The following is a 13,157-nucleotide window of genomic DNA, read 5'->3' as shown; positions in this document are numbered from 1 at the left end:
GCGCTTCCATCGAGAAGCGGTTGCCCGCCCCGCGCCAATCGGCTAAATGAACCTCGACTAGCACCCGTAGCTCAGCTGGATAGAGCGTTGCCCTCCGAAGGCAAAGGTCACACGTTCGAATCGTGTCGGGTGCGCCATTTTGTGATTTGCGCGATATTGTCACCGATTGACGCGCAGCTCCCTCGATGCGGCGCGCTACCTCAACTAGCCCTACCTCAACTAGCCCTCGGCAGGCAGCTTCATCTGGCCGGTCGCTTCATCAATCTCCCTGATGGCCTGTATCGCGAAGCACACCCCAGATCAGGATAGAGTGACCAAGCGCGAAGCAGCGGAATGTCGCTCGCGCTACCGAACCGCCCCACATTCACCAGAGCCTTTTCGATCACGTCTTCGATGCAACGGCCTCGGCTCGCAGCCAGTTCTGCCCGCCGGAGCCTCTCTCCCGGAGCAACGAATGTTACCGATTGGCGGCGAGATACCGGGCTTGATGCGACGTACACCGTCCCCCAAATCTCACGTCGGATGTTCAATCGCATCGACATAGCCCGGTTCACATGGGGGAGCGTGCGCGTTGCGCACCTCCGTCTGCCGCCCGCGGCGGACGCAGGTGATGCATCGCTCGCGCTGCCTGGAGCGATCGCGGTGGGGTTTAACGGCCAGAAGAACGCCGCTGTAATGCTGGCGAATGGACGCACGGTCGCTCGCGATGCGCCTGCCGGAACAATCGGTCTGACCGGCGGAGAACCGGTCAAATGGGTGCGAACAACTTCGCCCGCTGAAGTGGTAGAAATTTCAGCGGATGGCTCGCTGCGGAAGCAAATTGCCGAGGAACTTGGTGCTGAGGGCCATGCCGATCTTGCCGATATTCATGGCTGGGAGAACTTTCACGCATGGGCGATCGTTGACCGTTTCCGCGCAGCCGCGCGCGGGAGGCATCATTTGAACGACGTCGAACGCGATTCATTGGTGCGGACCCTCTACGCGATTGTCTTGTGCGGAAAATTCGGAGGGCGGGCGATCGAGCGCTCAAAAGGCTCGCTGGATACTCGGCGCCTGCGCAGAGTGCTGGATTTTGTAGAAGCACACACCGCCACGGATCTGACGCTCGCGCGGCTGGCCGAAGTTGCGGCACTAAGTCCGTTTCACTTTGCCAGGGCGTTCAAGGCCGCCACCGGATCTCCGCCGCATCAATATGTGTCGAGCCGCCGCCTAGAGCACGCGCGCCAACGCCTTCGGAACACGCCCGATAGCGTTGAAGCGATCGCCGCCGACCTCGGCTATTCGAACATCAATCATTTTCGTCGTCAGTTCCGTGCCCGGACAGGTCTGTTGCCGTCTGATATCCGCGCGCGCTGAAGCAAAAGACAGCAAGAATCGACCTGCCGCGCAGCGGCCTCATGCCTCTAGGTTCGCGTGACCGGAGAGCCAAGCCGTTTTTGTGAACGACGGCCTGCTGATATACTGAAGCGGAGGCGCAGGATAACCATGACTCAAAACGAAAACATTTGGCTATCGCGTCGTTTGATGACACTTGGCATCACCGCGGCGGCGGCTACGGCGGCTGCAGTCGGTCGAACAGACGCCCAAACGAATCAGTCGGGAGACCCAACCCGTGTTCTCGCGGGAAAAGTCGCGCTAATCACCGGAGGGCCGCGCAATCTCGGCCGCGCATATGCAGCAGGACTCGCAGCGGACGGTGCGAGCATCATGATCCACTATCATGACGCGGGCGATCGAGCTGATGCCGAGACTGCAGCGCACCTTGTCCGCGCACAGGGTGCTCGTGCCGCCACTATCGAAGGCGAACTCCACGAAATGCCGACTCATTCGCGCCTCGTGGAGGCGACGCTGCGCGAATTCGGTCGCATCGACATATTGATCAACAACGCCGGTCGCATGGTCAAGAAGCCGGTGGCCGAAATCAGCGAGGCCGAATACGACGACGTGTTCGGAGTGAACGCCAAGGCGAGCTTTTTCATAATGAAGGAGGTGAGCCGTCATCTTCCGGACGGTGGGCGAATCATTAATGCATGCTCGTCGCTGATCGACGGCTACCTTCCCAACTATGCGTTATATCAGGGATCGAAAGCAGCTCTCGAACAGTTCACGCGCTCCATGGCGCGCGAACTCGGGCCTCGCGGTGTCACGGTCAATGCCGTTGCGCCCGGACCGATAGATACACCCTTCTATCGGGCGCCCGAGGACGCGGCCGCCATCGCCTACGCGACGCGTCTTTCTGTAGCGGGGCGCCTCGGCACGGTCTCCGACGTCGTTCCGCTGATTCGGTTCCTTGCGTCGCCAGCATCGCATTGGGTCACGGGCCAGACTGTCTACATTAACGGCGGCTACACCGGGCGATAAACTACTCGAAAGCGACGCACGAAAGATCTTTCGATCTCATCATTGGCGGCATTGCGTAAGATTTGTCCGGGCGTTCGATATTCCCCGGGCACAATCCGGAGCTGCTCGCGATGATGACCCCGGCGCTGGGCAGCGCACTGGACGAGAGCTCCGCGCGCAGGAAGCAGCGCCTCTCACCCACTGACCCGCAGCACCCGAACCGTGAAGACGAGCACGAGGCCGGCCCTCACGTCAGCATCGCGATGATCGCCTGGAGCTGGTCGGACGCTGCCGTCACCAATCCATCGTATGACGTGTGGCCGTGTGCGGCGGCCTTCAGGATGCATTCGGCGACGGCCGCTTTCAGGCCGAACACCGATTGATGGGCCGGCACACTCGCCATCACGGTCTCCAGCGCTTGACGCATGGTGTGAATGAGCTCGGAGCTGTATTGCATGGGCTGTCCTCCGCGGGCTCATATTGGGTCGCGTGCCCATGCTTGCCACTCACAAGCCTGAGATTGTTTTTTGAATCGGTCGAGACCCAGCGCCTCAATTCAAGCGCCAGATCGCCGCATTGAGCACACCGGCGAACGCGACCCAGGCTGCGTAGGGCACGAACAATGCGGCGGCGAGCCTGTCGCGTGACAGCTCGAGACCGATGTAGGTCACGATCGCGATGAACAGGCCGACGAGAATGACGAGCGCGGCGCCGATCTGGTGCATCGTGAACATGACCGGAGACCAAATGAAGTTGAGCGCCATTTGCGCCGCCCAGGCCAGCATCGCCTTGCCCCTGGGCTCACGGCGAAAGGTCCGCCATCCCGCAACACCGATCAGAACGTAAAGGATGGTCCAGGCGATCGGGAACGCCCAGTTCGGCGGGACGAAGCTCGGCTTGGCAAGGCCGGCATACCATTCACCGGGGGGATTGGTCGCGCCGATCAACCAGCCGGTGCCGACGACGCCCGCCACGAAGACCAACAACTGAAGCATCCGTCACCTCGCCCTTCTCATCATCCGATTGTAACATCCTTCCATGAGCCAATCCGACTCGATGCCTGGCGCAGCCGCGGCCGTGCGACGAGAAGCGATGCGCTGAGCGCCATGGCAAAGTCCTGCGTCTTCTCGCAGCAGCGTCGGATGGGTTGCCGACGTTGACGGAGACGGCCTGACCGGGGCGAGCCCGATTGGGGGGAATTCGGCCCGTCCTGCGGTTGAGGAACGCATGCGGGCGCGCTAAAGGCAAGCGGGCGCACGCGGATCCGCAGTCGGACGAACCGCCGCCAGTGGATTCAGCACTTGGTTACAAAGCTATCCCATCGACGCGACATTGACGGGCTCCGGGCGATCGCCGTCTTGAGCGTATTCCTCTATCATTTGGACGTTCCGCCGTTCGGCGGCGGCTTCGTTGGCGTCGACCTGTTTTTCGTCGTGTCCGGCTATCTGATCTCTCGGATCATTCTCAGCGAGGCAGATCGCGGCGAATTTTCGCTCCAGCGATTTTACGAGCGCCGCATCCGGCGCCTCTTTCCCGCAGCGATCGTCACCATCATCGGCATCTTGGCCGTCGGTGGCCTCTGGTTTTCTCCGGAGCTTTTCAAGGGCCTGACTCAAGACGCCGTGGCTACGCTGGTATCGGTCTCGAATTTCCTACTTCTGGCGCGGCAGCCACGCCTATTTCGCCAACTCGACCGATCCCAGCCCCGTGCTTCACTTCTGGTCGCTGGCCGTCGAGGAGCAATTCTATCTGTTTTGGCCCGTGTTCATTCTGCTGGGGCGCCGATTGCTCGGTCGCGCACTGCCTTTGCTCATTCTTGGCATCGCAATTCTTTCGCTCGGCGTCGCGCAAGCGACACTCGCAACCGACAGCTCGGGTGCTTTCTACCTGCCGACCTGTCGCGCCTTCGAATTTGCGATCGGAGCGCTGGTCATCTTTGCTGAGCAGAGGCTGACCTTCCCGGCCGGAGCGCGCTCGCTGTTGGCTGCCGCCGGATCCGCCTTGATCGCTTACGCGGTCGTCAGCTTCGACAGTGCGACCTCCTTCCCTGGCGCGACGGCCCTCATCCCATGCCTGGGTGCAGCCTGCGTGATCTTGGCGGGTGAGCGTCACGTCCTTTCGCCTGTCCTGACCAATCCGCTGAGTGCGGGGATCGGGCTGGTGTCCTACTCGCTCTACCTCGTGCACTGGCCCCTGATCGTCTACGCAAACTACATCCTGGGCGATGACGCCAAGTCGGTTGCGGTGAAAGTGCTGATCGTCGCCCTCGCGATGGCGCTGGCTGCGCTGATGTATCGGCTGATCGAACAGCCTTATCGCGCGGGTCGCTCGTCACTGCTGCGAGTCGCCGGCCCCGCCGCCGCGACGATCGTCGCGCTCGCGATTGTTGCATTTGTGGCCAACCGCCAAGATGGCTGGCCATGGCGGCTCCCGGCACAGGCCCGCGAGGTCGCCGATCTGCAGCGATTCGGCTTCTGGCCGTGCGCCAAGAGCGCACAATCGAAATGTGCCTTCGGTTCATTGAGCGACCCCGTTGGCGTGCAAGTGCTCGGCGACTCCTTCGCCGAGCATTATGTCGCAGCGCTGGACCCGGCGGCAAAGCGCGCCGCCGTCCGGGGAGAGGCCTATACGGCCGAAGGTTGTCCGTTGCTCGTCGGGCTGGTGCGAACAGCGTTCGACGGCTCGCAGGACTGCAAACGCCAGCGCGATACCTACCTCGCCGCGATCAGGCAGAACCAGGCTCCAATCGTGCTCAGCCAATCCTGGATGACTTACGGCAATGCGCTCCGCAACGAGCTCGCGCCGGAGGTCAATGCACCGGCCCTGCAGGTCTGGCGGGCCGGCATCGAGAACACGATCCATGAGCTCGGCGGCAGCGGACGGCGCATCCTGATCATAGCGCCCGGAGTCGAGCCGGGCTGCCGCAGCCCGATGTCCCGCTTCGCACCGGGACCCCTCTGGCACGCACCAAGCAAGCCCTGTCCTGCCGTGCCCCTTGATCGCGTGCAGGCCGACAATCGCGAATTCCACGCCATGCTCGAGGAGATCCGGAGCCGCTACCCGAACCAGGTCTTTCTGCTCTATCCAGAACGCTATTTGTGCGGAGAAGCCGAGTGTCCGACCGCCATGGACGGCCTCTGGCTCTATTGGGACGTCAATCACCTCACGGTCGCAGGTGCGCAGCGCGTTGGCGACGGAGCCTCAAGCCAGCTCCTTGAGTTCATCCGTGGCAAGTAGGAGCCTCTGCCTCTCCCAAACGATCGCGGCCGAGCCGAAGCCATCTCGACTGAACGGAACTGACGAGCGCCTCTCGTCACGAGCCTGAGATAGCTTTTGACCCTGCCGCGATTGTGCAGCTCAATTCAGCCGCCGGATCGACGGAAGCATCCCTCAGCTCGCGCATCTCCCCACGCGATTGTATCATCTTTCCATGAGCGAATCCGACCCGACGACCGGCGAGCCCTCGCCTGTCCGCAAGATCATCCATATCGACATGGATGCGTTCTATGCCTCTGTGGAGCAGCGTGACAATCCGGAGCTGCGCGGCAAGCCGGTCGCGGTCGGCGGCTCCGCGGAACGCGGCGTCGTTGCGGCTGCGAGCTACGAGGCTCGCAAGTTCGGCGTTCGCTCGGCCATGCCGTCGGTGACGGCGAAGCGGCAATGTCCCGACCTGATCTTCGTCAGGCCGCGCTTCGAGGTCTACAAGGCGATCTCCAGACAAATCCGCGACATCTTTGCCGAGCACACGCCCGTCATCGAGCCGCTGTCGCTCGACGAAGCCTATCTCGACGTGACGGAGAACCTGCAAGGCATCCCGCTGGCGCGGGACATCGCGCTCGAGATCCGCGCGAAGATCAAGGCGGAGACCGGCCTCACCGCGTCGGCGGGTATCTCCTACAACAAGTTCCTGGCCAAGCTCGCGTCCGATCATCGCAAGCCCAACGGCCAGTTCGTGATCTCGCCGGAGATGGGGCCGGCCTTCGTCGAGCCGCTGCCGGTCGGCAAATTCCACGGCATCGGTCCGGCGACAGCTGCGAAGATGAACGCGCTCGGCCTGTTCACCGGCCGGGACATCCGCAACCAATCGCTGGAGTTCATGAACGCGAATTTCGGCAAGTCAGGCGCGTATTATTATTGGATATCGCGCGGCGTCGACGAGCGGCCGGTCCGCGCCGACCGGATCCGCAAATCCGTCGGCGCGGAGAACACGTTCTCGACCGATCTCGATGCGTTCGACGCGCTTGCGGCCGAGCTAAGGCCGCTCGTCGACAAGGTCTGGCGGCATTGCGAGGCGACGGGCAATCGCGGCCGCACCGTCACCCTGAAGATCAAGTTCGCCGATTTCGAGATCATTACGCGCAGCCGATCCGTCGCGGCGGCCGTTGCCGGACGCGACGATCTGGAGCGGTTGGCCTGCGGCCTGCTCGAAGCCGAGATGCCGCTGCCCAAGCGCGTCAGGCTGCTCGGGGTCTCGCTGTCGTCGCTCCACGCCGCCGGCGAGTCGGAGCCGCAGCTGACGCTGGGCATCTGAACGCGGCTTGAGGCCCCTTCGGTGAACGCGGCATCTTTATCCGCGACGCGGCGCCAAACCTGTCGTAGATACACCAGACATGACTTTTCGCGATTGAGTTTGGATGCTTGCCTTATTGATACGCCTCGGACTGCGCTTCGAAGACCGCATCGAGGAACGCCGGTTTGTCGACCAATATGTCCGGGGCAGTCTCGGATGGACGCAGATCGCGATGCTGCTTGGCGCCGCCACCTATGCCAGCTACACGCTCTGGGATTGGGTGCTCTACCCCGAAGTCGTGCCGACCACGCTCGCAATCCGCGGTGGAACCGCCGTGGTCATCCTGCTCCCGCTGACGGCGCTGCTGTCGCGGCGCCGGATGAAGCCATGGGCGGAGACGATCTTTCTCATCTATTGCGTCATCCCGGGCTGCATTCTGCCGAGCATCTATCTCGTGCTTCCCTCGGGCTTCACCTTTGCCGCGCCCGGCATGATGATGATCATACTGTTCGTCTCGACCATGCTGCCCTTGCGGATCGGCTCGCTGGCGATCTTCTGCCTGCTGTCGTGGGTGGCGTTGCTGGTCGCCGAGACATTCGCGTCGACAATGCCGACCGGCCTGAGCTTCATCAACCATTCTCTCGTCGGCAACGCCTACGCATTGTCGCTCTACGCGGTGGCTGCGCGCGAGTACCGGGCGCGAAAGCAGTTCCGGACATCCGAGGCGCTGCAACGGGAAAAGGAACGCTCCGAGAAATCGTTGCGCGATCTGCGCGCGACCCAGGAGCATCTCGTGCAGGCGGAAAAGCTCGCCTCGCTCGGGCAATTGGTGGCAGGTGTCGCTCACGAGGTCAGCACCCCGCTCGGCCTCGCCTTGACGACGTCGACGGCCATGCAGGATGACCTGCAAACGATGAGTGATGCATTGGGCGGAGCATCGGTCCGGCGGTCCGATCTAACCAAGGGCATTGACCGGCTCAAGCAGGGGCTCAACCTGACCTTCGAAAATCTGCACCGCGCATCCGAAATGGTGCACAGCTTCAGGCAGGTCGCGGTCCATCAAGCCGATGAGGACCGGCGCAGTTTCGAGCTCAGGGATTGGCTATCGGAGTTGATGTCCCGGCTCGGGCCATTGCTGTCGCATCATGCCCTGACCGTGGAGGTACACTGCCCGGCGGGAATCAAGCTCAACAGCTATCCCGGAGCGCTTGCTCAGGTGATCAGCAATCTCGCCCTCAACACTGCAGCGCATGCGTATCCTGACAAGAGAGGCGGCCGGTTCGTGATCACGGTAAACCAACCGAATCCGAGATCAGTCCGCCTTGTCTGCGCTGATGAAGGCGTCGGAATCCCTGACCACCTGCAGGCGCACATCTTCGATCCATTCGTCACGACAAGTCGCGAGAAAGGCAATGCCGGTCTGGGACTGCACATCGCGTTCAATCTCGTCACCTCATCGCTCAACGGGCGCTTGCTGCTCGAGAGCAAGGCGAGTCCGGGAACTCAGATCGTCATCGAAATTCCCGTTGAAGAACACGTTGCAAGAGAACCGCGAAGACTAGAGGTTTGACACTATTGCGAGCGGTTCTGTGTCGATCTTCGAGGCACTGCCTGACGTGAAGCTGACAGACCAGCCTCTTTTTCGATTTCGACGCGCTGCTCTGAACAAGATGCACTCCATTGGCTGTTCGTTCGAGCGCGATCGACGTAAAGCTTTTTGCGAACGCAGTTTGGTCGCGCCATTCAATTGACACGTACTGACGGATAGTCGTCGGCGTTTCGCGACGCTGCTCACGCGCGATAGCCTCGATGTCTCTCTCGTGCGGTGGTCCGCGCATGAGGGCGTCCGGTTGATCGCACATGAATGAAGCGCCAATCGCGTGAAATCGAAAAGATAAACTGTCGTTTGATTCACCGTCTTGCTTTCGAACTGCGCTTGAAATTTTCGTTGTTCGCCGCTCGAGGAGCTGATCGTGACTCAACTCAACATGCGCTTGTCCGAGGACGAGCAGTCCCGGAACGTACGGAAAGGTGCGCTCGCTGCGATCGTCACTCAGGTCGTGCGTGTAGCGACGCAGACCGGATCTGTGATCCTGCTCTCGCGCCTACTGACGCCAGTCGACTTTGGTACTTATGCAATGGCTTCGCCGGTGCTCGCCTTCGCGGTGCTGTTCCAGGATCTCGGTCTTGGACACGCGACCGTGCAGAAGGACGAGTTGACGCACAACGAGCTGAGTGCGCTGTTCTGGGTGAACCTCTCGGTCGGCGCGCTACTGGCGGCCACACAGGTGGCGCTATCGCCGCTCGTCGCCAGGTTCTACAGCGCGCCAAATCTCGCCCCACTGACATCCGGTATGAGCGTCACGTTGCTGCTCAGCGGCGCTGACGTCCAGCATTTGTCGTTGCTGACGCGACAGATGAGATTCTGGACGCTGGCAGGCCTGGAGTCCGCGGCCGCACTGACTGGATTACTGACCTCTGCCGCGGTCGCGTACGTCTATCACAGCTATTGGGCCATTCTCGCCGGCAGCCTGACATCAGGTCTGGTGCTCGCGAGCGGCGCGTGGCTGAGTTCGGGATGGTTGCCGTCGAGGCCCGGCTCGATCAAGGCTGCACGCGACATGCTGAACTTCGGGCTCGGCGTGACCGGCTACAATCTTGCCGAATTCCTGTCCCGCAATACCGACGGGGTGTTGATCGGCAAGGTCTGGGGGGCTGCCTCGCTTGGCGCGTATAACCGCGCCTACCGGTTGCTGCTGTTTCCGCTTCAGCAAGTCAGCAATCCGATGGTGCGAATCATGCTGCCGACGCTGTCGGGCCTGCTGAAGGAGCCGGAGCGCTATCGGGATTCGTTCCGTCGCGCGGTGCTGCCGGCGCTCCTGCTCGTGTTGCCTGGCGTCGGCTTCATGATCGCGACCGCCGATACGCTGGTCGAAACCCTGCTCGGCGACCAATGGAGCGAGGCTGCGCCGATCTTCGTCGCCCTCAGCATCGCCGGTCTGCTGCAGACCAGCAACAGCCCCGCCAACTGGCTTTTCCTCAGCCAGGGCCGCACCAAGGAATACATGCGCTGGGGCCTGTTCAATGTCTCAACATCGATTCTCGCTTTCATATGCGGGCTGCCGTTCGGACCAGTCGGCGTCGCCAGCGCATACTCGATCAGCGAGTGCGTGCGCACGCCCATCCTGTGGTGGCTGATTGGGCGACGCGGCCCGGTGCGTCATCGAGACCTCATGGAAGTGGTCGGGCCACATCTCGCCGGAGCCCTCGCTTCCGTGGTGAAGGTGTCGCTGCTGCATCGCTGGCTGCTGGCGCGTTCGATCGGAGGGATCCCGGAATTGGCAGCCTGCTTCTGCCTTTCATATGCGGTTTCGCTCACGATCGTTGCGCTGTTTCCGGCCTGTCGCGGAGAAATGTGGCGCTACGCACAGAGCATTCGCGGCAGATAATGCGACCGGCACCAGACCGTTCGCAAGACGGCGGAGCTGATCACCACGTCACCAGTCACGCCAAAGCCGCGCGCCACGGGAGTGCCGTGGCGCACGTGTCTCCAAAACGTCCCGTCGGGCTGCTCAATGCCTCACATGCTCGAACACCACGATCACGCCGGTCGGTTCGGGCTCATGCGCCATCAGGCGCGTCAGGTCGGAATCGCCCCAATCAGCGAGGCTGACGACCTCGCCGCTCTCGCGGTCGCTGCCGAGCGATCCCGTCGGCTCGAGCACCTTGAGGCCCATCTCGTCGACGAAGAAGGTGTGCTCGCCGAACATGCTGTTGAGCTGCGGCATCGCCGGATGTTCGTCGGGCAGCACCTGAGCGCCGAGCTGGTTGACGGTCTGCTTCACCTGTTCAGATGTGAGCTTCATGAGCTGCTCCGTTGTTGTATCCGGTTTCATCGAGCCAGGCGGGAGCGAGCATTCCCTGCGCCCTTATGCGCCTGGCTCAGAGTCCCGAACAGGTGCTGCGGACAAATGTTCCTGCGAAATGTATTTCGTGATCGCGGGGTTTCATCGGCCACGTTCGCAGCACAGGATCGCCACAGGATGCACACGATCTATCGATTGAGGCGCTATTCGCTGCTGTTCTCGCCGACCGACAGCGCGCAGATGCGTGACAGATATGTGTACGGCAGGCCGGACTCCTCGGCCCAGGCGTTGAACTGCGCCTGCACCTTGGCGAGATCGCCCTTCGACTTGACCTCCTCGGCGATGTCGAGACCGGCAGCGCGCAGGCAGGCCACGACGTCCTTCGACGTCACGAAGCCGTCCCAGCCGACGAAGCGGAGCAGCATCTGGCCGGTGTTGCCGCCCAGCCGGCTGCCGCGCTTGTTGAGGAGGTCGAGCAGGCCGATCTCGTCGGAGGACGGCCATTTCGTCAGAAACTTGCCGAAGCTGCCGTGCTCCTTCGCGATCTCCTGCACGAAGGCGGCGTTGTCGCGCACCGACATGATCTTGGCACCGTTGCGCACGATGCGCGCGTCGCGCAGCAGGCCTTCCCAATAGTCTTCGGGCTGGAACGTGAGCTTGGCGGGCTGGAAATGCAGGAAGGCCTGTTCGAAGCCGTCCCATTTGGAGTCGATCACGCTCCAGGCAAAGCCGGCGCAGAACACCCGCTTGGTCATTTCGGCGAGGATACGATCGTCGCCGAGCTTGGCGAGCTGCTTGAGGTCCGGCTTGGCCGGCATCAACTTGTCCAGCGCCTTGGGCCCGCCCTTGCGCTTCTCGGCGCGGGCGCGAATGGTCTTGAAGGAGGTCATGTGAACACAGGTGTTGAGAGCAGGCCACGACACCAGAATTCGGCGATCCGGTCCAGCCCCGCATTGCCGCCCCTTGCGCTCTGCGACGGGACGCAGCATGCTGTCGCTCATTGGATTGATGCAAAGGGGCGGCCGGGTTGGTCTGCTTCTTGCTTTATGCCGTTTTTGGAATTCCCTGACATTTTGCTCTCTGGCCGTCGGATTTTCCATGCGCTGCCTGGTCGTGGCCGACCTGCACTATTCGCTGCCGCAGCTCGACTGGCTGGTCAGCGCGGCGCCGCAATTCGACCTCGTGATCTTCGCCGGCGACGCGCTCGACATTGGCTCGATAGTGGATTTCCGCGCCCAGATCGTGGTGGTGAAGAAGTATCTCGCGCTGCTGGCCGCGACGACCCGCGTGATCCTCTGCTCCGGCAATCACGATCTCGACGAGCGCAACGCCGAAGGTGAGAAGATTTCGCGCTGGATCTCGGAGGTGCGCGAGCTCGGCATCGCCTGCGACGGCGACGGCCTGACGGTCGGCGATACCCTGTTCACGGTGTGCCCATGGTGGGACGGACCCCAGGTCAAGCAACGCCTCATCGAGCAGTTGCGCGATGCCGCAGCCGTCAGGCCGCAGCGCTGGATCTGGGCGCATCATGCGCCGCCGGCGGATTCACCGACGAGCTGGGGCGGCAAGCGCTTCTTCGGCGACGTCGAGCTGGTGCAGTGGATCATGCAATACCAGCCGTCGATGGTGATCTCGGGCCATGTGCATCAATCGCCCTTCATCAGCAATGGATCGTGGTTCGACCGGCTGGGCCAGACCTGGGTCTTCAACACGGGCCTGCAACCCGGCCGTCCCCCGACCTGCATCGTGCTCGATCTCGATGCCGACAAGGCGTTCTGGCTGGCGGCCGGCGCGGCGCAATGGATCGACCTGAATGCGCCGCTGCGGCGGCCCGCCGCCCCCATCGAGGCGCCGCCCGACTGGCTCACATTCTTGGATCGGATTGCCGATCAGAGCCGGGCGAAACCTCAGCCGGCGGCAGGTTGATCATGCTCTGGAGCACTTCGCCGACCATGGCCAGATGCGTGCCGTGGCCGGCATATTGCCGCTTCAGATCGGCGAGGTAGGTGTTGGCGACGTTGAGCCTCTGCGCCAGCATTTTTGCGATCAGCAGCGCCACGCCCGGCTCCCTCTCGAGGAACGCGGCGGCATCCTCGAATTCGTAGACGATGGCGTCGGAGCAGGCCCGTACCGTTGCGGTGTGCGGCTGGCCCAGCAGCACGGACATCTCACCCAACACCGCGCCGGGCTCGGTGACGGTGGCGACCACCATCTCGCCCTTGAGCACCTCGAGCCTGCCTTGCATCAGCACGTAGAGATGGCCGGAGGTGCCCCCCTCGGCGACGATGATGGTGCCGGCGGCAAGCTGCCGCTCCGTTCCGCCGGTGCAGTAATCGAGGACTGCGCGCATGGTGCGAACGCTCCCGTCGCAGGGGTACACAACGCCGGAAGACTAGAGCACGATCCGTGCCGGGCGGCAATCGGTGGGGGAGCCGGCGGGC

At 62.5% G+C, this 13,157-nt stretch carries 13 protein-coding genes and 1 tRNA gene; 8 read left to right on the top strand and 6 right to left on the bottom strand.

From position 1 onward, the window contains the following. Nucleotides 1–60 precede the first annotated feature (60 nt). From I6F21_RS26275 to I6F21_RS26265, 3 genes are all read left to right on the top strand, one after another. Nucleotides 61–137 (top strand) — tRNA-Arg (locus I6F21_RS26275). A 385-nt stretch (nt 138–522) separates the two neighbouring features. Beyond that, entirely contained in the window at nt 523–1,356 is an 834-nt protein-coding gene (locus tag I6F21_RS26270; RefSeq protein ID WP_225183666.1) for an AraC family transcriptional regulator, read from the top strand. Between the two features lie 129 nt (nt 1,357–1,485). After that, nucleotides 1,486–2,361: an SDR family oxidoreductase gene (locus tag I6F21_RS26265; RefSeq protein ID WP_225183665.1), complete on the top strand. Its 876-nt coding sequence runs from the start codon at nt 1,486–1,488 to the stop codon at nt 2,359–2,361. 226 nt (nt 2,362–2,587) lie between these two features. Here the strand turns inward: I6F21_RS26265 and I6F21_RS26260 are convergent, their stop codons facing one another. From I6F21_RS26260 to I6F21_RS38880, 3 genes are all read right to left on the bottom strand, one after another. After that, nucleotides 2,588–2,797, bottom strand: a complete 210-nt coding sequence (locus I6F21_RS26260) for a hypothetical protein (protein WP_036002484.1) — start codon at nt 2,795–2,797, stop codon at nt 2,588–2,590. 94 nt (nt 2,798–2,891) lie between these two features. After that, nucleotides 2,892–3,335, bottom strand: a complete 444-nt coding sequence (locus I6F21_RS26255) for a TspO/MBR family protein (protein WP_225144828.1) — start codon at nt 3,333–3,335, stop codon at nt 2,892–2,894. A 318-nt stretch (nt 3,336–3,653) separates the two neighbouring features. After that, the gene (locus I6F21_RS38880) at nt 3,654–3,956 is read right to left on the bottom strand and encodes a hypothetical protein (protein ID WP_276573621.1); all 303 of its coding nucleotides are present in this window, start codon (nt 3,954–3,956) and stop codon (nt 3,654–3,656) included. 31 nt (nt 3,957–3,987) lie between these two features. On the opposite strand from I6F21_RS38880, the gene I6F21_RS39060 reads away from it, so the two are divergent. The 4 genes from I6F21_RS39060 (at nt 3,988) to I6F21_RS26230 (ending at nt 10,299) form a co-directional block, all read left to right on the top strand. Further along, a complete protein-coding gene (locus I6F21_RS39060) occupies nt 3,988–5,577 on the top strand; it encodes an acyltransferase family protein (protein WP_346656830.1) in 1,590 nt (529 codons plus the stop codon). Nucleotides 5,578–5,770: 193 nt separating this feature from the next. After that, nucleotides 5,771–6,871 carry a DNA polymerase IV gene (gene dinB, locus I6F21_RS26240; protein ID WP_225113281.1) on the top strand — a complete coding sequence of 367 codons (1,101 nt, stop codon included), beginning with the start codon at nt 5,771–5,773 and terminating at the stop codon, nt 6,869–6,871. 103 nt (nt 6,872–6,974) lie between these two features. After that, the gene (locus I6F21_RS26235) at nt 6,975–8,420 is read left to right on the top strand and encodes a HAMP domain-containing sensor histidine kinase (protein ID WP_050995909.1); all 1,446 of its coding nucleotides are present in this window, start codon (nt 6,975–6,977) and stop codon (nt 8,418–8,420) included. Between the two features lie 418 nt (nt 8,421–8,838). Next, on the top strand, nt 8,839–10,299 hold the full coding sequence (locus I6F21_RS26230) for a lipopolysaccharide biosynthesis protein (protein WP_225183702.1): 1,461 nt from the start codon (nt 8,839–8,841) through the stop codon (nt 10,297–10,299). 123 nt (nt 10,300–10,422) lie between these two features. On the opposite strand, the gene I6F21_RS26225 is transcribed toward I6F21_RS26230, so the two are convergent. Beyond that, nucleotides 10,423–10,716 (bottom strand): hypothetical protein, encoded by a 294-nt coding sequence (locus I6F21_RS26225; protein WP_057025892.1) that lies wholly within the window; start codon nt 10,714–10,716, stop codon nt 10,423–10,425. Between the two features lie 203 nt (nt 10,717–10,919). Continuing rightward, nucleotides 10,920–11,606, bottom strand: coding sequence for a DNA-3-methyladenine glycosylase I (locus I6F21_RS26220; protein WP_225183664.1), 687 nt, complete (start codon nt 11,604–11,606; stop codon nt 10,920–10,922). 208 nt (nt 11,607–11,814) lie between these two features. On the opposite strand from I6F21_RS26220, the gene I6F21_RS26215 reads away from it, so the two are divergent. Continuing rightward, on the top strand, nt 11,815–12,642 hold the full coding sequence (locus I6F21_RS26215; protein ID WP_036024035.1) for a metallophosphoesterase family protein: 828 nt from the start codon (nt 11,815–11,817) through the stop codon (nt 12,640–12,642). On the opposite strand, the gene I6F21_RS26210 is transcribed toward I6F21_RS26215, so the two are convergent. After that, complete coding sequence (locus tag I6F21_RS26210; RefSeq protein WP_036002505.1) at nt 12,581–13,066, bottom strand: cyclic nucleotide-binding domain-containing protein; 486 nt, start codon at nt 13,064–13,066, stop codon at nt 12,581–12,583. The genes I6F21_RS26215 and I6F21_RS26210 overlap by 62 nt on opposite strands. Nucleotides 13,067–13,157 lie beyond the last annotated feature (91 nt).

Source organism: Bradyrhizobium sp. NBAIM03, from assembly GCF_020194055.1.
GTDB lineage: Bacteria > Pseudomonadota > Alphaproteobacteria > Rhizobiales > Xanthobacteraceae > Bradyrhizobium > Bradyrhizobium yuanmingense.
The sequence above is the reverse complement of the archived record's forward strand: the minus strand, read 5'-3'. Positions and strand labels throughout refer to the sequence as shown.